The following is a 20,016-nucleotide window of genomic DNA, read 5'->3' on the forward strand; positions in this document are numbered from 1 at the left end:
TTACATCGGTGGGGCGGGGGTTGCGCGGGGCTATCTGAAGCGGCCCGATCTGACGGCGGAGCGGTTCATCGCCAGTCCCTTTGTGGACGGCGATCGGCTGTACCGGACCGGGGACCTTGCGCGGTACCTGCCGGACGGCAATCTGGAGTTTTTGGGCCGCAACGACGATCAGGTGAAGATCCGCGGCTTCCGGATCGAGCCGGGCGAGATCGCAGCGCGGCTGTCCGAGCACGCCTGGGTGCGCGATGCGGTAGTGGTGGCGCAAGAGGATCGCAGTGGCGAGCCGCGTCTGGTGGCCTATGTGGTCGCGGTGGCCGAGCATGCCGGCGAGGCGGAGGGATCTGAGCTTGCCGCCACCTTGCGCGCACATGTAAGTGCGCGATTGCCGGATTACATGGTGCCGAGTGCGTTCGTGCGGCTCGCGGCGCTGCCGCTGACGGTGAACGGCAAGCTGGATCGCAAGGCGCTGCCGCGGCCTGCGGATCAGGCGTATGCGCGAGGCATCTATGAGGCGCCGCAGGGCGAGATCGAGACGGCGCTGGCGACGATCTGGGCAGAGCTTCTGGGTTTAGAGCGGGTCGGTCGCCACGACAACTTCTTCGCGCTGGGCGGCCACTCGCTGTTGGCGGTACGGCTCTTGAGCCGGCTGTCGCAGGCTCTGGGTGTAGCGCTGCCGCTTACGGCGCTGTTCGCCAAGCCGGTGCTGGCCGACCTGGCGGGGAGCGTTGTCGAGACATTGAGCCGCTCCGGTCCACAAGATCTGCCGGGCATTGTGGCTGTGTCGCGCGATGCGCCATTTGTGCTGTCGTTTGCGCAGCAGAGGCTGTGGTTTTTGGCGCAGCTCGACGAGAGCAGTACGAACTATCACATTCCGCTGGCGTGGCGGCTCAAAGGTGTGCTCGAGCGCAGCGCCTGGCAGCGCAGCCTTGACCAGTTGGTGGCGCGGCATGAGGCGCTGCGGAGCATTTTTGTCGCGTCGGAGGGTGAGCCTTGGGTTGAGGTTCTGCCGGCGGATGCGGGGTTGCCGGTTGTGGAGCACGATCTGCGGGGCCGGGCAGACGCGGAGGCGGCGCTGTCGGAGCTGTGCCAGGAAGAGGCGCGCACGCTGTTTGATCTGGTGCGCGGGCCGCTGATCCGCGGCCGGCTGATCCGGATGTCCGATGACGAGCACGTCTTCCTGCTGACCCAGCATCACATTGTCTCGGACGGCTGGTCGCTGGGCGTGCTGGTGCGTGAACTCAGTCAGCTGTACCGGGCGTTCCTGGCGGGACAAGACGATCCGCTGCCGCCGCTTGCGATCCAGTATCCGGACTATGCTGCCTGGCAACGGCAGTGGCTGGCTGGCGAGCGATTGCAGAAGCAGGCGGAGTATTGGCGCAACACCCTGGCTGGCGCGCCGGCCCGTCTGGCCTTGCCGACGGACCGGCCGCGGCCGGCCCGGCAGTCGTTTGCCGGGGCCACTGTGCCTGTTGTCATCGATGCGGATCTGACGCGGGAGTTGAAGCGGCTGAGCCAGCAGCATGGCACGACGTTGTTCATGACGGTGCTGGCGGCGTGGGGCGCGGTGCTGTCGCGTCTGTCAGGGCAGGACGACCTTGTGATCGGGGTGCCGAGCGCCAATCGGGGCCGCCGCGAGATCGAAGAGTTGATCGGCTTCTTCGTCAACAGCCTGGCGCTTCGCCTCGACCTGTCGGGCGCGCCGAGCGTGGCAGAGCTGTTGGAGCGGACGCGGGGCGCGACGTTGGCGGCGCAGGACCATCAGGACCTGCCGTTTGAGCAGGTGGTGGAGATCGTGCAGCCGCCACGGTCGCTTGATCACACCCCGCTGTTCCAGGTGGGGTTGGCCTGGCAGAACAACGCCGGTCAATCCTTCGACCTTCCCGAGCTGAGTGTGGAGACTGCCGGAGATGGGTTCGATCAGGCCAAGTTTGATCTGGAGCTGAACCTTGGGGAGCGCGGCGCGGTCATCGCCGGAACGCTGGGCTATGCCACGGCGCTGTTCGATCAAGCAACGATCGAGCGGCAGCGGGGCTATCTGCTGGTGCTGCTGCGGGCGATGGTTGCCGATGCGCATCGAGCGGTCGGGCGGATTGAGCTGTTGTCGTCGGATGAGCGCATCTACCTGTTGGAGGAGCTGAACCGGACGTCGGTCTCGTATCCAGCGGAGCGGTGCATCCATGAGCTGTTCGAGGCGGAGGTGCGCAAGGCGCCGGATGCGGTGGCGGTGGTCTGTGCGGAGGAACACCTGAGCTATGGCGAGCTCAATGCGCGGGCGAACCGGCTGGCGCATCATCTGATCTCGCTCGGGGTGAGGCCGGATCAGCCGGTTGCGATCTGTCTTGAGCGCAGTCTGGCGATGGTGGTGGGGGTTTTGGCGATCCTCAAGGCGGGTGGCGCGTATCTGCCGCTGGACCCGGCCTATCCGTCCGCGCGGCTGCGGCAGGTTCTCGAGGATGCGGCACCGGGTCTGGTGCTTGCCGATGCGGCCGGCCGCGCCGCGCTGGGCGCCGATGCCCTGGTGGACGTGACGGTGGTTGACCTTGAGACGGCCACGCCAGCCTGGGCCGAGCTGCCGGCCTCGGATCCGGACCCGCGCGCGCTGGGCCTGACCTCACGCCATCTCGCCTATGTGATCTACACCTCCGGCTCAACAGGTACGCCCAAGGGCGTCATGGTCGAGCATCGGGGGATGACCAATTATCTGTGGTGGGCCGGCGATACTTACGCGCCCAGATCATCCTCCCTGGTCTCCTCGCCTCTGACCTTCGATGCGACAGTTAATAGCCTGTTTGCGCCTCTGATCTGTGGTGGCCACGCACTGCTTGTCAGGGAGGGGGACGAGGTCGAGGGGCTAAAAGCAAAGATCAGCTCGCAATGTGGGCTCGTCAACATCACCCCGAGCCATCTGGATGTGCTTGGGCAACAGATGCTGGCGGACTCGGCCGCCAGCCAAGTTGGCTCGTTTATCATTGGCGGTGAAGCGCTGTCGCATTCGACAATCGAGCTGTGGCGCAGGATCCAGCCCACGGCCAGACTGGTGAATGAATACGGCCCCACCGAAACGATCGTCGGCTGTCTCTTTTATGAGGTTCCGACAGGGCCAGCTGTATCTGCGAACGTCCCGATCGGCCGTCCGATTGCGAACACGCGGGTGTATCTTCTGGATGGTGATGGTGCGCTGGTTCCGTTTGGTGCGGTGGGGGAGCTTTACATCGGTGGGGCGGGGGTTGCGCGGGGCTATCTGAACCGTCCCGATCTGACGGCGGAGCGGTTCATCGCCAGTCCCTTTGTGGACGGCGATCGGCTGTACCGGACCGGGGACCTTGCGCGGTACCTGCCGGACGGCAATCTGGAGTTTTTGGGCCGCAACGACGATCAGGTGAAGATCCGCGGCTTCCGGATCGAGCCGGGCGAGATCGCAGCGCGGCTGTCCGAGCACGCCTGGGTGCGCGATGCGGTAGTGGTGGCGCAAGAGGATCGCAGTGGCGAGCCGCGTCTGGTGGCCTATGTGGTCGCGGTGGCCGAGCATGCCGGCGAGGCGGAGGGATCTGAGCTTGCCGCCACCTTGCGCGCACATGTAAGTGCGCGATTGCCGGATTACATGGTGCCGAGTGCGTTCGTGCGGCTCGCGGCGCTGCCGCTGACGGTGAACGGCAAGCTGGATCGCAAGGCGCTGCCGCGGCCTGCGGATCAGGCGTATGCGCGAGGCATCTATGAGGCGCCGCAGGGCGAGATCGAGACGGCGCTGGCGACGATCTGGGCAGAGCTTCTGGGTTTAGAGCGGGTCGGTCGCCACGACAACTTCTTCGCGCTGGGCGGCCACTCGCTGTTGGCGGTGCAACTGATGGAGCGTCTGCGACGGCTGTCACTGGGGGTCGAGGTGCGGACCTTGTTCGCCAAGCCGGTGCTGGCCGATCTGGCCGCGAGCCTTGGCAACCATCACGAAGTGGCGGTCCCCGCCAACCTGATCACGGAGAGAAGCAGGGCGATTACGCCGCAGATGCTGCCGCTGATTGAGCTGGCTCAGCCGGAGATCGATCGGATCGTCGCCACGGTGCCCGGTGGGGTCGGCAACATCCAGGATATTTATGGCTTGTCGCCGCTGCAGGACGGCATCCTGTTCCATCATCTGCTGGCCCGCCAAGGCGATCCGTACCTGCTGGTGTCGCAGATGGCGTTTGCCGAGCGTGGCGTGTTGGACCGCTATCTTGCCGCGGTTCAGCGGGTGGTGGACCGGCACGACATTCTGCGCACGTCGTTTGTCTGGGAGGGGCTGTCGCGCCCGGCGCAGGTGGTGTGGCGGAAAGCGCCACTGGATGTGACCGAGGTTGAGCTGGATGGATCTGGCGGTCCTGGCCACGCGCAGCTCCGGCATCGGTTTGATCCGCGCGAGCACCGCATCGATCTTGGCCGGGCGCCGTTGTTGAGGTTTGTGATCGCGCGCGAGCCCGGCAGCGGGCGCTGGCTATTGCTGAAGCTGCAGCACCATTTGATCGGGGATCACGCCACCTCGGAAGTGATGCATGCCGAGATTCGTGCGCTGCTCGGCGGGCACGAGCATGAGCTCGCAGCGCCGCAGCCGTTCCGCAATCTGGTGGCGCAGGCGCAGCTGGGCGTTGGAGCCAAAGCGCACGAAGAGTTCTTCCGGACGATGCTGGGGGACATCGATGAGCCGACCACGCCGTTTGGGCTGAGTGAGGTCCGCGGCGACGGCAGCAGGTCCCATGAGGCGCGGCGAATGCTGCCGCAGCAACTGCACGAACGGCTGCGCAGCCAGGCGCGGCGGCTTGGGGTGAGCCTGGCGAGCCTGTGCCATCTGGCGTGGGGACAGGTGGTGGCGCGGAGCAGCGGACGAGAGCAGGTGGTGTTCGGCACGGTGCTGTTCGGCCGCATGCATGGCGGTGCCGGCGCCGACCACACCATGGGCCTGTTCATGAACACCCTGCCGCTGCGGCTTGATCTGGACGGCACCGGGGTCGAGGCGAGCGTGCGGACCACCCACGCCCGGCTGGCCGAGTTGCTGGCGCATGAACATGCCTCGCTGGCGCTGGCGCAACGCTGCGGCGGCGTTGCATCGCCGGCGCCGCTGTTCAGTTCGTTGTTGAACTACCGCCACAACACCCCGGCGATGTCCTTCGGATCGGATGATGTGCTGTCTGGCGTGGAATGGCTGGGCGGGGAGGAGCGCACCAACTATCCGTTGACCTTGTCGGTGGAGGATTTTGGCAAGGCGCTCGGGCTGACCGCGGAAGCGGCGGAGCCGGTCTCTGCGGATCGGGTCTGCGGCTACATGCAGCGCGCGCTCGAGCAACTGGCTGATGCGCTGGAGCACGCGCCGAACACGCCGGTGTGCGACCTGGACATCCTACCACGTGATGAGCGCATCTACCTGTTGGAGGAGCTGAACCGGACGTCGGTCTCGTATCCAGCGGAGCGGTGCATCCATGAGCTGTTCGAGGCGGAGGTGCGCAAGGCGCCGGATGCGGTGGCGGTGGTCTGTGCGGAGGAACACCTGAGCTATGGCGAGCTCAATGCGCGGGCGAACCGGCTGGCGCATCATCTGATCTCGCTCGGGGTGAGGCCGGATCAGCCGGTTGCGATCTGTCTTGAGCGCAGTCTGGCGATGGTGGTGGGGGTTTTGGCGATCCTCAAGGCGGGTGGCGCGTATCTGCCGCTGGACCCGGCCTATCCGTCCGCGCGGCTGCGGCAGGTTCTCGAGGATGCGGCACCGGGTCTGGTGCTTGCCGATGCGGCGGGCCGTACCGCGCTGGGCGCCGATGCCCTGGTGGACGTGACGGTGGTTGACCTTGAGACGGCCACGCCAGCCTGGGCCGAGCTGCCGGCCTCGGATCCGGACCCGCGCGCGCTGGGCCTGACCTCACGCCATCTCGCCTATGTGATCTACACCTCAGGCTCAACCGGAACCCCAAAGGGCGTCATGGTCGAGCATCGGGGAGTGGCCAATTATCTGTCCTGGGCCTGCGAAGCTTATGCGCCCAGGTCATCCTCCCTGGTCTCCTCTTCCCTGGCCTTCGATGCCATAATCACGAGCCTGCTTGCGCCTTTGCTCTGTGGTGGCCACGCACAGCTTGTCAGGGAGGGAGACGAGGTCGAGGGGGTAAAGGAAAAGATCAGCTCGGGCTGCGGGATCATTGATATCACCCCCAGCCATCTGGATGTGCTTGGGCAACAGATGCTGGCGGACTCGGCCGCCAGCCAGGTTGGACTGTTTATCATCGGCGGTGAAGCGCTGTCGCATTCGACAATCGAGCTGTGGCGCAGGATCCAGCCCACGGCCAGACTGGTGAATGAATACGGCCCCACCGAAACGATCGTCGGCTGTCTCTTTTATGAGGTTCCGACAGGGCCAGCTGTATCTGCGAACGTCCCGATCGGCCGTCCGATTGCGAACACGCGGGTGTATCTTCTGGACGGTGATGGTGCGCCCGTTCCGTTTGGTGCGGTGGGGGAGCTTTACATCGGCGGGGCGGGGGTTGCGCGGGGCTATCTGAACCGTCCCGATCTGACGGCGGAGCGGTTCATCGCCAGTCCCTTTGTGGACGGCGATCGGCTGTACCGGACCGGGGACCTTGCGCGGTACCTGCCGGACGGCAATCTGGAGTTTTTGGGCCGCAACGACGATCAGGTGAAGATCCGCGGCTTCCGGATCGAGCCGGGCGAGATCGCAGCGCGGCTGTCCGAGCACGCCTGGGTGCGCGATGCGGTAGTGGTGGCGCAAGAGGATCGCAGTGGCGAGCCGCGTCTGGTGGCCTATGTGGTCGCGGTGGCCGAGCATGCCGGCGAGGCGGAGGGATCTGAGCTTGCCGCCACCTTGCGCGCACATGTAAGTGCGCGATTGCCGGATTACATGGTGCCGAGTGCGTTCGTGCGGCTCGCGGCGCTGCCGCTGACGGTGAACGGCAAGCTGGATCGCAAGGCGCTGCCGCGGCCTGCGGATCAGGCGTATGCGCGAGGCATCTATGAGGCGCCGCAGGGCGAGATCGAGACGGCGCTGGCGACGATCTGGGCAGAGCTTCTGGGTTTAGAGCGGGTCGGTCGCCACGACAACTTCTTCGCGCTGGGCGGCCACTCGCTGTTGGCGGTGCAACTGATGGAGCGTCTGCGACGGCTGTCACTGGGGGTCGAGGTGCGGACCTTGTTCGCCAAGCCGGTGCTGGCCGATCTGGCCGCGAGCCTTGGCAACCATCACGAAGTGGCGGTCCCCGCCAACCTGATCACGGAGAGAAGCAGGGCGATTACGCCGCAGATGCTGCCGCTGATTGAGCTGGCTCAGCCGGAGATCGATCGGATCGTCGCCACGGTGCCCGGTGGGGTCGGCAACATCCAGGATATTTATGGCTTGTCGCCGCTGCAGGACGGCATCCTGTTCCATCATCTGCTGGCCCGCCAAGGCGATCCGTACCTGCTGGTGTCGCAGATGGCGTTTGCCGAGCGTGGCGTGTTGGACCGCTATCTTGCCGCGGTTCAGCGGGTGGTGGACCGGCACGACATTCTGCGCACGTCGTTTGTCTGGGAGGGGCTGTCGCGCCCGGCGCAGGTGGTGTGGCGGAAAGCGCCACTGGATGTGACCGAGGTTGAGCTGGATGGATCTGGCGGTCCTGGCCACGCGCAGCTCCGGCATCGGTTTGATCCGCGCGAGCACCGCATCGACCTTGGCCGGGCGCCGTTGTTGAGGTTTGTGATCGCGCGCGAGCCCGGCAGCGGGCGCTGGCTATTGCTGAAGCTGCAGCACCATTTGATCGGGGATCACGCCACCTCGGAAGTGATGCATGCCGAGATTCGTGCGCTGCTCGGCGGGCACGAGCATGAGCTCGCAGCGCCGCAGCCGTTCCGCAATCTGGTGGCGCAGGCGCAGCTGGGCGTTGGAGCCAAAGCGCACGAAGAGTTCTTCCGGACGATGCTGGGGGACATCGATGAGCCGACCACGCCGTTTGGGCTGAGTGAGGTCCGCGGCGACGGCAGCAGGTCCCATGAGGCGCGGCGAATGCTGCCGCAGCAACTGCACGAACGGCTGCGCAGCCAGGCGCGGCGGCTTGGGGTGAGCCTGGCGAGCCTGTGCCATCTGGCGTGGGGACAGGTGGTGGCGCGGAGCAGCGGACGAGAGCAGGTGGTGTTCGGCACGGTGCTGTTCGGCCGCATGCATGGCGGTGCCGGCGCCGACCACACCATGGGCCTGTTCATCAACACCCTGCCGCTGCGGCTTGATCTGGACGGCACCGGGGTCGAGGCGAGCGTGCGGACCACCCACGCCCGGCTGGCCGAGTTGCTGGCGCATGAACATGCCTCGCTGGCGCTGGCGCAACGCTGCGGCGGCGTTGCATCGCCGGCGCCGCTGTTCAGTTCGTTGTTGAACTACCGCCACAACACCCCGGCGATGTCCTTCGGATCGGATGATGTGCTGTCTGGCGTGGAATGGCTGGGCGGGGAGGAGCGCACCAACTATCCGTTGACCTTGTCGGTGGAGGATTTTGGCAAGGCGCTCGGGCTGACCGCGGAAGCGGCGGAGCCGGTCTCTGCGGATCGGGTCTGCGGCTACATGCAGCGCGCGCTCGAGCAACTGGCTGATGCGCTGGAGCACGCGCCGAACACGCCGGTGTGCGACCTGGACATCCTACCACGTGATGAGCGCATCTACCTGTTGGAGGAGCTGAACCGGACGTCGGTCTCGTATCCAGCGGAGCGGTGCATCCATGAGCTGTTCGAGGCGGAGGTGCGCAAGGCGCCGGATGCGGTGGCGGTGGTCTGTGCGGAGGAACACCTGAGCTATGGCGAGCTCAATGCGCGGGCGAACCGGCTGGCGCATCATCTGATCTCGCTCGGGGTGAGGCCGGATCAGCCGGTTGCGATCTGTCTTGAGCGCAGTCTGGCGATGGTGGTGGGGGTTTTGGCGATCCTCAAGGCGGGTGGCGCGTATCTGCCGCTGGACCCGGCCTATCCGTCCGCGCGGCTGCGGCAGGTTCTCGAGGATGCGGCACCGGGTCTGGTGCTTGCCGATGCGGCGGGCCGTACCGCGCTGGGCGCCGATGCCCTGGTGGACGTGACGGTGGTTGACCTTGAGACGGCCACGCCAGCCTGGGCCGAGCTGCCGGCCTCGGATCCGGACCCGCGCGCGCTGGGCCTGACCTCACGCCATCTCGCCTATGTGATCTACACCTCAGGCTCAACCGGAACCCCAAAGGGCGTCATGGTGCATCACGGGGCGGTGACGAACTTTCTAACGACGATGGCGGAGCGGCCGGGGCTCAACGAACGCGATCGAGTGCTTGGCTTGACATCATTGTCGTTCGACATCGCGGTTTTGGAACTGGGGCTGCCTCTGACATTGGGGGCACGAGTGGTGCTGGCCGATCGCGCGGCGGCTCATGATCCGGGTCAGCTCAAGGCTCTCATCGTTGCACAAGGCGTGACGGTGATCCAGGCGACACCCTCGACCTGGCGGATGCTGCTCGATCACGACGATCCGCCAGGTCCACCGCTGCCAATAGGCTGCCGGGTATTGTGCGGCGGCGAGGCGCTTGCGCCGGATCTCGCGCGGCGACTGCTGATGCAGGCCAGCGCGGTTTGGAACCTGTATGGTCCGACCGAGACCGCGGTGTGGTCGGCGCGCCACCGCCTCGATGGCGAGGACGATCGTCCGTTGCTGGGAGGCCCGATCGGTAACACCACGCTCTATATCTTGGACCACGCCCTCAACGTCGCGCCGATCGGGATGGTCGGCGAGCTCTATATCGGTGGCGCGGGGGTTGCGCGTGGTTATCTGAACCGGCCCGAGCTGACAGCGGAGCGGTTTTTGGCCGATCCGTTCAGTCCTGAGACCGGGGCGCGGATGTACCGGACCGGGGACCTTGCGCGGTACCTGCCGGACGGCAATCTGGAGTTTTTGGGCCGCAACGACGATCAGGTGAAGATCCGCGGCTTCCGGATCGAGCCGGGCGAGATCGCAGCGCGGCTGTCCGAGCACGCCTGGGTGCGCGATGCAGTAGTGGTGGCGCAAGAGGATCGCAGTGGCGAGCCGCGTCTGGTGGCCTATGTGGTCGCGGTGGCCGAGCATGCCGGCGAGGCGGAGGGATCTGAGCTTGCCGCCACCTTGCGCGCACATGTAAGTGCGCGATTGCCGGACTACATGGTGCCGAGTGCGTTCGTGCGGCTCGCGGCGCTGCCGCTGACGGTGAACGGCAAGCTGGATCGCAAGGCGCTGCCGCGGCCTGCGGATCAGGCGTATGCGCGAGGCATCTATGAGGCGCCGCAGGGCGAGATCGAGACGGCGCTGGCGACGATCTGGGCAGAGCTTCTGGGTTTAGAGCGGGTCGGTCGCCACGACAACTTCTTCGCGCTGGGCGGCCACTCGCTGTTGGCGGTGCGGCTTCTCAGTCGAGCGCTAGATTTTGGACTTGCGTTCAGCGCAGCCGATCTCTTCCAAGCTCCTGCCTTGAGCGAACTTGCCGCGAAGATTGATCTGGAGCAGCACCATAATACGGCTCGAGTGCTTCCCGTTCGTTCCACGGGATCGCAACTGCCGCTCTTCTTTGTTCCGACAGGTTTTGGAGATTGCTCCTATGTCCTCTCCTTGGTGAAAGAAATGCACATAGACTGTCCTGTCTATGCTCTGCCATGGCCGTCTTTCAATGACGCTTGTCCACTAACTCTTGAAGGGATAGGCGAGCAACTCATCACGGCGATTAAAGGGATTCAGCCTCGGGGTCCATATCGCTTCGCTGGGTACTCTTCAGGTGGAATTTTGGCTTACGCAATTGCCCAGCGCTTAAAAAGCGTCGACGAAACCGTGTCGTTCATGGCTTTCATCGACGTTATATTGTCTGCAACTCCATCGAGCCGATCGAAAGCCCAAATAGTACTAGAAATGGTCTTAGAAACTCTCGAATCCTTGGACGACGAGGAGTTCGAAGTGTTGAAGCAGTTTGCTAGAGAAAGTTCAGTCGTTCAGCTGCTTGAAAAAGCGCAGCAAATTGGCGCGATAACTGCAGATGATCTCCACAAGGAGGCTTTGATATATGAAAGAATAGCCAAATTTCAAAGCGCACTGCAGTTGTATCAAGTCCCTTCCCTGCCGGTAGAAATACATCAGTTCTATGCCGCAGAGTCTTTGTTAGGTCGTCGGGAACGAGCCGCCAAGATTTCGAGAGGTCCAGAGGAAAGTTCGCCCATGAGGGGGTGGGATCAGGTTTTAAGTCCAGCGGCCATTCATACCGTACCCGTTCAAGGTAACCACGTTACGATGATGACTATTCCAGAAAACCGCCGAGTTCTGGCGCGATCGTTATCAAAGGCCTTAAACAGTTCACCGACAACACCTCCATTGTACCAGTAAAGGCTGAACGTGTGATGATGACGCGCTTACTCCGTCCTGGCCCTCAACTTCCGTCAACTTGCGAACTGCTGACTGAAGGAGGCGACGAGCGCATCGAACTCAATCCGATAGTAATGGCCAACAAGTACGGTTGCCGACCGAAACCCGATAGTGGACTACTTGCATTTGGATCTGCGACGGCATCCACTATCTCTGAAGCTGGATTTTCCTCCGCTGAGGAGGTTCGTCACAAGCTCTTGCAGACGTTGCAGGACGGAAATTCGGCAGAACTCTACTTGGCGGAAATCTGCAGACTACGAAGCGAATTCGTTGGTCTCTGCGGCCTGAGACAACTTTCCGGACTTGAGACCATTGTGTCTCCGTCTGGAACAGACGCTCACATGCTCGCCGCCAAACTAGTGGCTGGAAGCACTGCAGCAAAGACGTTGGCAATTATGGTTCAGTCGGAGGAGACCGGGAGTGATGTCGCGGATGCTCTAGCTGGAGCCATGTACTCTCGGTATGCAGCGCTGGGTACCCCGGGAGCTGCAGGTAATCTTGACGATTCCATCGATGTTAGAGCCATAAAGATTCGCACAGAGGACTGCGGCCTCCGATTGATTGCGGCGATTGACGACGAACTCGAGGCGATCGTATCCACGGCTGCAACGCGGTACGATCGCATTCTGGTAGTATTGACCGACGTTTCAAAAACCGGAATGTTAGCTCCCAGTCCGAGTCGTGTGCTGGATCTGAAGCATCGCTGGCCCCATATCATCGAAGTTCTTGTCGATGCAGCTCAGTTCCGGCTGGCACCGAGCACGCTACGCAGTTATCTCGTCGCGGATTGCCTGGTGGTCGTCACCGGATCAAAATTTGTGGGCGGTCCTGCATTTTCTGCAATGCTACTGGTACCGAAGGCTGCGGCATGTCGCCTGATGAAGCAAGAGTTGAGTCCTGCGATCAGTGTGACTAGCGCGCGCGCAGAGTGGCCGCAACATTGGAATGGCGTCCACTCACTTCACAATGTCAGTAACTTTGGATTGCTTCTACGGTGGTGCGCTGCACTCGTGGAGTTGCGCGCTTTTCGCAAAATTCCAGAGGAGGATGTCCGAAGGGTCGTGCAGGCTTTTTACAATGCGATTACCTCCTGGATCAACGATGCTCGGCACTTTGAGTTACTGGAACAGCCGGCCTTGCATCGCCGTCCGTCTGTAACGGGTGAGCCCTGGGATCAGATTCCGACAATCTTTCCTTTCCTTCTGTTTCGGATCGGTCGGGACGGGAGACGAAGGCCGCTGGCTGCGGAAGATACAAAAACAATTTTCCATCAGATGAGGAAGAACCTGGTCGCGAGAACGGGCTTACCGGAGGCCTGCGAGGAAATATCTTCAGTACGTTGTGAACTAGGACAACCTGTTCTCTGCGGCGAACGAGAGGGAGCCCGGCTAGCTGCCTTGCGCCTGTGTCTTAGCGCGAGGTTAATCGTGCAGGCCATCGATGCGGGAGATCGAGGTGTCAATCTCCTGATCGAACGAGGGCTCACTGTGTTGGAAAAAGTGGCTTTCCTCGCCAAAAATTCGCCAACCGCCTTGTGACAAGCAAATCTGTATAGATGCTCATGCCTTGCCTTCGGGCATCCGTGTCTTCCTTGAATTCTTCCCGCACGCGTTCCTGCACGAGCGCTTGTAAGCGGCTCTCTGCCTCCACCTTGTCGGGGGCGAGCTGACCGGCAAGATGCGAGCCGTCACATACAGTAGGGTTCGCATACATGGTTGACCATATCGTTGACGCTTCGGGGTTCGGGGCCGTGATATCCAGGTCGGTGCGGGACGTCGCCGCCGGTGGAGCGTAAGCGGTTCTCTGCCAGGAAAATAACCGCTTACGAGCGCTCGGACCTAACTAAGTACCATCCGGCCGGCACCCCGGGCAGGTGTAGCTCGGTAGAGCAAAGCCGCCCGGACGCGCGCCCCCCAATAGCGCCGTAGCGGGCGGGCGGCTTTGCGGTGGTCACCGGCAGTTCTCCGGTAGGATCGGGTTGCGACACGCCAACGCAACCGAGGAACCACCGATGACCGACGACATGATGAACCTGCGCACGCTGGTAGAGAAGACCCCCGATGCCGATCTGCTGCGCGAGATGATCGGCTTTGCCGCCCAAAGGCTGATGGAGCTGGAGGTCGAAAGCCAGACCGGGGCGGCCTACGGCGAGACGAGCGGCGAGCGTCTGGCGCAGCGCAACGGTTACCGCGACCGGATCTGGGAGACCCGGGCCGGCGCGGTTGAGCTGCGTATCCCCAAGCTGCGCAAGGGCTCCTACTTCCCGGGTTTCCTGGAGCCGCGCCGCATGGCCGAGAAGGCGCTCCGCAGGCCATTCTTCCGTCCCGGCCACCGATCTCGCAGCCGCCGCGCGTAGGGGTGGTCAAGGCTGGCCGCATTTGCGGCCACCGCAGGGCTTGGCCTTGACCGGCCCGAGCACGGCGGCACACTGGCGTGGAATGGGACTGCATTCCTGGCTAGAGCGGGATGGGTCTAGTCTGAGTCGATAGAGGATTCCCAAATCAGCAGGCTTCTGATTCAACATGCTGGCTGGGAAGGAGGCTAGCTACTTTCCGGCGCAAAATCCCGGTTCTGAAGGGCGCGGTCAACCCCGCAGACAACGAGAAGCCCCGCCGGGGGGCGCGGCGGGGCGATGTGAGGCCAAGGTTGCGCTGGAAGTGGACTACCTTTGGAGTGACTGTTCGTCCATCACGCGACCGATGCTGATGAGGTTGTCGGCGACAACGCCGAGCCCGACCCAGCGCTTCATTCCGCTGCTGCCTTTGTAGCGACAGCGATCGAGCCCGTGCCGCCGTTTGGCCACGCTGATACGCCCCTCGCATCCGGTCCGCCATTTCTGGCCGTTGCGGAACCACCGCTTCTTCTGCTCGCGCTTGCGCGCGACGCTGTTGGTGGAGCGATTGGGGATGCAGACGCGTTTGACGCCGCTCGCCTTCGCCGCGGCTTCATTCCTGGCGGAATAGAACCCGGCGTCTGCTGCGACCAGGCGCGGCGTGCGACCGAGCTTGGCTTGGTGGATTTCGATGGCCGGAACCAACAGGTCCGAATCGCTCGGCCGCCGATCGTAGACTTCGTAGTCGATCACGATTTGGTTTTCGGCCTCCTGCAGCTTGACCATCTTGCCGAACTCGTTGGGCTTGCCGGCCTTACCCTTGCGAATGATCTCCGTCGAGGGCTCGAACACGCTGAAGAGCTTGTCCTCTGCCCGTGTGTTGCCGCGGAAGATGCGTTCCCGGGTCTGCCGCATCACCTGTCGCACGAGCGGCATCATCGTTTCCAGCTCCTGCCGCAAGCCTTGCAGCGCCAGCCGTTTCAAGATGCCCTTGGCCCGCTTCACGCCTGCGGAGATCTCATGGGAGAAGCGCTTCGCTTGCCCCACTACACGGCTCGTCGAGTTCAACAGCCGCCGGTAGCCTTGCTTGAGCTTCTCGTGATTGAGCGGTCCTTTGGCACGTGCGGTTCGCGAGATATCGAGCAGGCGCAGTTTTACGCTTCGCGTTCGGTCGCGCAGTTTGGTTCCGGCCGTGCCGACGATCCTGGTGATCTTCTTCATGGTGCGGATCAACACCCTAACCCCGTCGCCCAACAACGTGCTGTCGGTCGGGTGGTGGATGTTGGTCTCCACCACTGTCGTATCCACGCGCATTCTGCGTCCCTGCGTCACCCCTTGTTGCTGCGCGATTTGCACGATCCGGTCGTGGATCTGCTTGATTGTCTCCGGATCCACAGCCAAGCCCCAGCGCCCCATTGTCTTGGCGTCCGGCGTCTTGCCGCCGCCCACCCGGGTGAAGTCGCGATACACCAGATTGGCGCGCACTTCGCGTTCCAGCACGTGATAGCTCCAGTTGCGAACGTGCTTGAGAATCAACAATCGCAAAACCACCTCGGCCGGTGCGCCCAGCCGACCACGACCACGACTCTTGGGGTGTCGTCTCGCCAGCGCTTCGTACACCGCACCTACGATCTGTTCATCCGCCAGAACCCGGTCAGCATGTGCCATCCAACCTTCGCGAAGATCGCTCACTTCCCCGGCGATCAAGCCGTCGCCGAAGCTCAGTTGCGCTCTGCGCATCTCAATCACGTTTCTTCCTCTCGCCCCGCGGCACCGCCGCATCAGGGCGCAACAGCTGGTGATTGAGTTCGCAGATCGCCTCGATCGTTTCTTTCAGTTTCTGATAATTCTCCAGCCAACGGCGCACTTCGGCAACGCGCTCACGGCGCACGCTGAACTGGCGCACGCGTCCACCCGCATAGCTCACCGTCAGGACATGCACCTGGTGCCCTTCGCCGCGCGCGCACTTCGGGCAGCCGCTCTTGTGACGAACGGTGCGCTCCAGCAACGAACCGCGCAGCAGCTCACCAGTGACCGGCAGCTTCCCGACAAGCTTCTCGCGCGTTTGAAGGGCTCGATTGCGAATCATTCATACAAATGAATCAGCGCCGCCCACGCAAGTCAACGTCGACCTCGTCCGACCTTGCACTTTTCGCCCTACCGACCGACTCCGCACAGCGATCAAGGTCGGTTAATTTTGCGCCGGAAAGTAGCTAGTTTCTGTCGCGAAAAACATTTCGCCCTTTAAAATGAGGGTTATTTCGCGATTTTCGAGCACGTTTTTTCTTGCGGCGTACATGTGCATGGTATCACATTCTTCATATGAAGCATGTTGATTCGGAATCGCCTTCGGATGTCGCGTGCTGGCTGCGAAGCGAATCGACGAATCTCTGGCCTGCGCTTCTGGGTTCGCTGAGCCTGCGTCGTAGCCGGTGCATCCGCAAGAATTGCCCTGCGTGCCAGTCTGGCGAACAGCATCAAAGTTATGTGCTCTACGGTCGCGCGAACGGGCGTCGCGTTGCCGTCTACGTGCCGGAAGAGCTTGTGCCGGAGGTTCAGCGCAACCTGGACAACGGGCGCGCTCTGCAGGATCTGCTGCACCAGGCGGCACCGCGATACATCAAAGCGCTGAAGCGACAGCGCGCCGAAGCATCCAAAAGCAAGAAGAGCCGAGCGGTGTGAGAGCGACAGCGCGACAGATCAGCTTTGCCGATTGGGAGCTGATGCGGCAACGTGATCAGGGCATTCGCCTGGAGCCGCTGCTGGAGGCGATATCCGGCTTTCTCGACGACCAGCGGGACGTCATCGAGCGTGTCCGGCGGGATCTGGTGCGTGGCCTGAAGCAGCCAGATAGCGGTCGTCACGGATTGACGGCGACACAGGTTCTGCGCTCGCTGGTTCTGATGCGGCTCAAGAACTGGGACTATCGCGAGTTGCGTGAACGCATCGCAGATGGATTGACGCTTCGTCAGTTCACCGACTTCTACTGCGCGCCGGTGCCGAAGCACGACGCCTTCCAGCGTGGCTTCATCCGTCTGACCCCACAAACGCTGAAAGCGGTCAACGATTTGGTGGTTCGGGCAGCGGTCGAGCTCGAATTGGAGGATGGCACGAAGCTGCGGGTCGACACTACGGTGGTGCAGACCGACATTCATCATCCGACCGACAACACGTTGCTATGGGATGTGGTCCGCGTCGTCACACGCTTGGTCCGCCGTCTGGCCAAAGCGCTGGAATTGCGAAGAATCAAGGGCTTTTGCGACCGCACGCGCGCGGCGCGGCGCCGGATGTACGAGATCCAGCGCATGACGACGAGGCAGCGTCACGAGCAGCAGACCCGGATATACCGGGCGCTCATCGACATTGCCGAGGAGGTCGTAGGAAACGCACGCGCGGGGCTCGAGAGGACCCGCACGATGCGCGGCAAGGACATGTTCGCCGACATGGCCATCGAGGAACTGCGCAGTCAGATCGAGCACTTCTGCGGGCTGGGAGATCGTGTCATCGATCAGGCACGTCATCGTGTGCTCTTTGGTGAGCAGGTGGCTACCGACGAGAAGATTTATTCCATCTTCGAGCCCCATACCGACCTGATCAAACGCGGCAAGGTGCGCACGCCGATCGAGTTCGGCCACAAAGTCTTCCTCGCCGAAAGCGCGGAGGGCCTGATCACGCAATACGAGGTGCTGAAAGGCAATCCGCCCGACGAAGTTCATGTGGCATCTTCCCTCCAGCGCCACAGGCAGGCCTTTGGCCGTGCCCCGCAGCTGTATGGCTCGGATCGTGGCTTCTTCAGCGAGCAGAACCTTGCCTCGTGCAAGCACGCCGGCGTGAAGGTGGTGTGCATTCCTCAGCGTGGTGGCAAGAGGACGGGACGACGTGAGGCGTACGAAAAGAGCGTGGTCTTCAAGAATGGTCAACGCTTTCGCGCCGGCATCGAGGGACGCATCTCCGTGCTGTTCCGAGGCCGCGGCATGAAGCGCTGTCTCGCCGAGGGACGTGACCGCTTCGAACTGTGGGTCGGCGCCGCGGTGCTCGCCAACAATCTCATGAGGATTGCGGCAATGCTGATGGCAGGATCGTCGCGCAGGCGAAAAGCTGCTTGATAGACCCGTAGGCCTGCCCCGGTCACTCAAAGTGGCCACGGCTCAGCGCATCTCAAGCTGACAGCCGGCGCGCAATACCTGAAACCAACTCAAAAATCATCTGTCCCGAGCTTGCCGGTCCCGTTGCTCTCCTTCATTTTGTGCCCAATCCATCGGCATAACTTGGATCGGCGCCCCCAAATCCGGGCGTTTCGCGACAGAAACTAGCTAGGGCAACGCGGCCCTGGATCTCGGCCTTCTTGCCGGCGCCGTCGACGATGGTGGTGTTCTCCTTGGAGATCGACACCTTCTTGGCGCGGCCGAGCATGTTGAGGCCGACGTTCTCGAGCTTGATGCCGAGGTCTTTCGAGATGACCTGGCCACCGGTGAGGATGGCGATGTCTTCCAGCATGGCCTTGCGGTGATCACCGAAGCCCGGCGCCTTGACGGCGGCGATCTTCAGGCCGCCACGAGCTTGTTGACGACCAGCGTAGCCAGGGCCTCGCCTTCGACGTCTTCCGAGATGATGAGCCGCGGCTTCGAGGTCTGCACGCTCGACCGTCTCTTCGTCGGACAGGTCGTGGACGTGCTTGAGGTAATGCAGACCGCCATCAGCCGCGTCGGCTTGGCCGGCCTGCCGACCGGGCGATAAACCCGCCAAACGCCTCGTCAAAACGCGACCACGGCATCAATGCCGACAACCGGGCCAGCGGATGGCCCGGAGTGATGATGGCAGAAGACGGACGGGCTAGAAGCATTGCAAAAACACCGGAAAACGATGGGATCAAAGGCGGTTTCCGGCATTCTCCAATACTTCAAACCCGATGGGAATCCCTGCAACGTAAGGGGTCCAAGAATTTTTCAGATTAGGCAGTTCGGCGGCTTCCGTCTTTTACAAGGCAAGGCAACAGGAGTGCCGATCGTCTTCCATGCTGGTTCGCTCGCGATGAAGCCATTGAGCGGCACGGCAATTCTGTGATTGGCCAAAGGTCGGATTTGGTTCAATCCCGACATTTGCTTTGTTATGCTCTCGTAGCCGATTTGGGTTTGCATGCCAGCCTTCGCCTTGTCCCATGTGACAGCATTGGCGGCACTGGCGGCATACGTAGAACCGTCAATCAGCCCGACAGCCAACGTCGAGGCGAGAAACATTTTCACAATGGACCTTACCCGGGCCGGCTGCTTGGGCCAGCGCGCAGTCGAAGAGAATACGTCGCAAAAGGCGCTGCCACGCAGATCATACGTCATGTTGTTTACTCCTTCATTTCATCCTTAGAGGTTCGTGCGACAGGGCCATTAGGCAACCATCGCAGCTTCGTATAATCAAAACCCGTGCCAACTTTGGCCGCCTAGGACAATTTAAATTTCTTTCCAGGCGATTGGACCGAAAAGATTTAAGAGATGGCCAAGCAAGTCCGTGTCGCGGACCCGACAAAGGGACAGGTGTGCAACAGCTTCTAACCTCCCTGTGACAGCGCAGCACCCGTTTCAGCCACCAGCGATAGCATCAGATCGAGCACAGCGTCCCCCTGTTACCTCGTCCAGATTGCCCGGGGGTCATCAGCCAAAACCAGCGGCGGCCGGACGGCCAAGGTCCGGCCTATTACCATCCGCTGTGCTGCCCGGTCGACAATTGTTCAGGATAGCGCGTAGGACCTCGGCTAACATGGATGGGACGAGCCTATTCGAACGACCTTCGTGAGCGGGTGGTGAGGGCTGTTATCAAAGGCGGCCTGTCGCGGCATCAGGCGGCCGCCCAATTTGGGGTTGGCATCAGCACGGCGATCAACTGGGTGCAGCGCTTCCAGGAGACCGGCAGCGTCAAACCGGACCAGATCGGCGGCTATCGGCCAAAGAAGATTGCGGGGCCGCACCGCGAATGGCTGATGCAACGGTGCCGGGAGGCGGATTTTACCGTGCGCGGGCTGGTGGCCGAGCTTGCCGAGCGTGGTCTCAAGGTCGATTACCGCACGATGTGGGAGTTCGTCCACGCTGAGAAGCTCAGTTATAAAAAAAAGACGCTGATTGCACCGCCGAGCAGGACCGTCCCGATGTCGCGCGTCGGCGGGCGCAGTGGACCAAGTACCGGGATCGGATCGATCCCACCCGCCTGGTGTTCATCGATGAGACCTGGACCAAAACCAATATGGCGCCGCTGCGGGGCTGGGCGCCGCGCGGTCAACGCTGTAAAAGTATGCACTTGACCTGAC

The 20,016-nt window shown here is 62.6% G+C and carries 7 protein-coding genes and 5 pseudogenes (1 of these 12 only partly in view); 6 read left to right on the plus strand and 6 right to left on the minus strand.

The features are described from left to right. The 3 genes and pseudogenes from RX328_RS08400 to RX328_RS08410 all read left to right on the plus strand — a co-directional run. Positions 1-11,350 carry the end of a non-ribosomal peptide synthase/polyketide synthase gene (locus tag RX328_RS08400; protein WP_317258642.1) on the plus strand. The gene continues 20,570 nt to the left of window position 1, outside the view, so 11,350 of the gene's 31,920 nt are visible here — the last part of the coding sequence; its start codon lies off the left edge, out of view; its stop codon occupies positions 11,348-11,350. A 380-nt stretch (positions 11,351-11,730) separates the two neighbouring features. Next, entirely contained in the window at positions 11,731-12,927 is a 1,197-nt protein-coding gene (locus tag RX328_RS08405) for a hypothetical protein (RefSeq protein ID WP_249727375.1), read from the plus strand. 473 nt (positions 12,928-13,400) lie between these two features. Then, positions 13,401-13,694, plus strand: a pseudogene (locus RX328_RS08410) (transposase); the annotation flags it as partial. Between the two features lie 357 nt (positions 13,695-14,051). Here the strand turns inward: RX328_RS08410 and RX328_RS08415 are convergent. Beyond that, on the minus strand, positions 14,052-15,461 hold the full coding sequence (locus RX328_RS08415; protein ID WP_213291142.1) for an ISNCY family transposase: 1,410 nt from the start codon (positions 15,459-15,461) through the stop codon (positions 14,052-14,054). Between the two features lies 1 nt (position 15,462). After that, on the minus strand, positions 15,463-15,810 hold the full coding sequence (locus RX328_RS08420; protein WP_213257700.1) for a DUF6788 family protein: 348 nt from the start codon (positions 15,808-15,810) through the stop codon (positions 15,463-15,465). 233 nt (positions 15,811-16,043) lie between these two features. On the opposite strand from RX328_RS08420, the gene RX328_RS08425 reads away from it, so the two are divergent. Next, positions 16,044-16,403 (plus strand): DUF6788 family protein, encoded by a 360-nt coding sequence (locus tag RX328_RS08425; RefSeq protein WP_317258643.1) that lies wholly within the window; start codon positions 16,044-16,046, stop codon positions 16,401-16,403. After that, complete coding sequence (locus RX328_RS08430; protein ID WP_317258645.1) at positions 16,400-17,827, plus strand: ISNCY family transposase; 1,428 nt, start codon at positions 16,400-16,402, stop codon at positions 17,825-17,827. The genes RX328_RS08425 and RX328_RS08430 overlap by 4 nt, the downstream gene beginning before the upstream one ends. A 214-nt stretch (positions 17,828-18,041) precedes the next feature. On the opposite strand, the pseudogene groEL reads toward RX328_RS08430, so the two are convergent. The 4 genes and pseudogenes from groEL to RX328_RS08450 all read right to left on the minus strand — a co-directional run. Beyond that, positions 18,042-18,358 (minus strand): annotated as a pseudogene (gene groEL / locus RX328_RS08435) (chaperonin GroEL); the annotation flags it as partial. After that, positions 18,357-18,564, minus strand: a pseudogene (locus RX328_RS08440) (IS5/IS1182 family transposase); the annotation flags it as partial. The pseudogenes groEL and RX328_RS08440, both read right to left, overlap by 2 nt. 103 nt (positions 18,565-18,667) lie before the next feature. Further along, positions 18,668-19,054 carry a hypothetical protein gene (locus RX328_RS08445; RefSeq protein ID WP_213257626.1) on the minus strand — a complete coding sequence of 129 codons (387 nt, stop codon included), beginning with the start codon at positions 19,052-19,054 and terminating at the stop codon, positions 18,668-18,670. A 224-nt stretch (positions 19,055-19,278) separates the two neighbouring features. Next, positions 19,279-19,454: pseudogene (locus RX328_RS08450) on the minus strand (ATP-binding cassette domain-containing protein); the annotation flags it as partial. A 22-nt stretch (positions 19,455-19,476) separates the two neighbouring features. Between RX328_RS08450 and RX328_RS08455 the strand changes: the two are divergent. After that, positions 19,477-19,991, plus strand: a pseudogene (locus tag RX328_RS08455) (helix-turn-helix domain-containing protein); the annotation flags it as partial. Positions 19,992-20,016 lie beyond the last annotated feature (25 nt).

The organism is Bradyrhizobium sp. sBnM-33 (assembly GCF_032917945.1).
GTDB lineage: Bacteria > Pseudomonadota > Alphaproteobacteria > Rhizobiales > Xanthobacteraceae > Bradyrhizobium.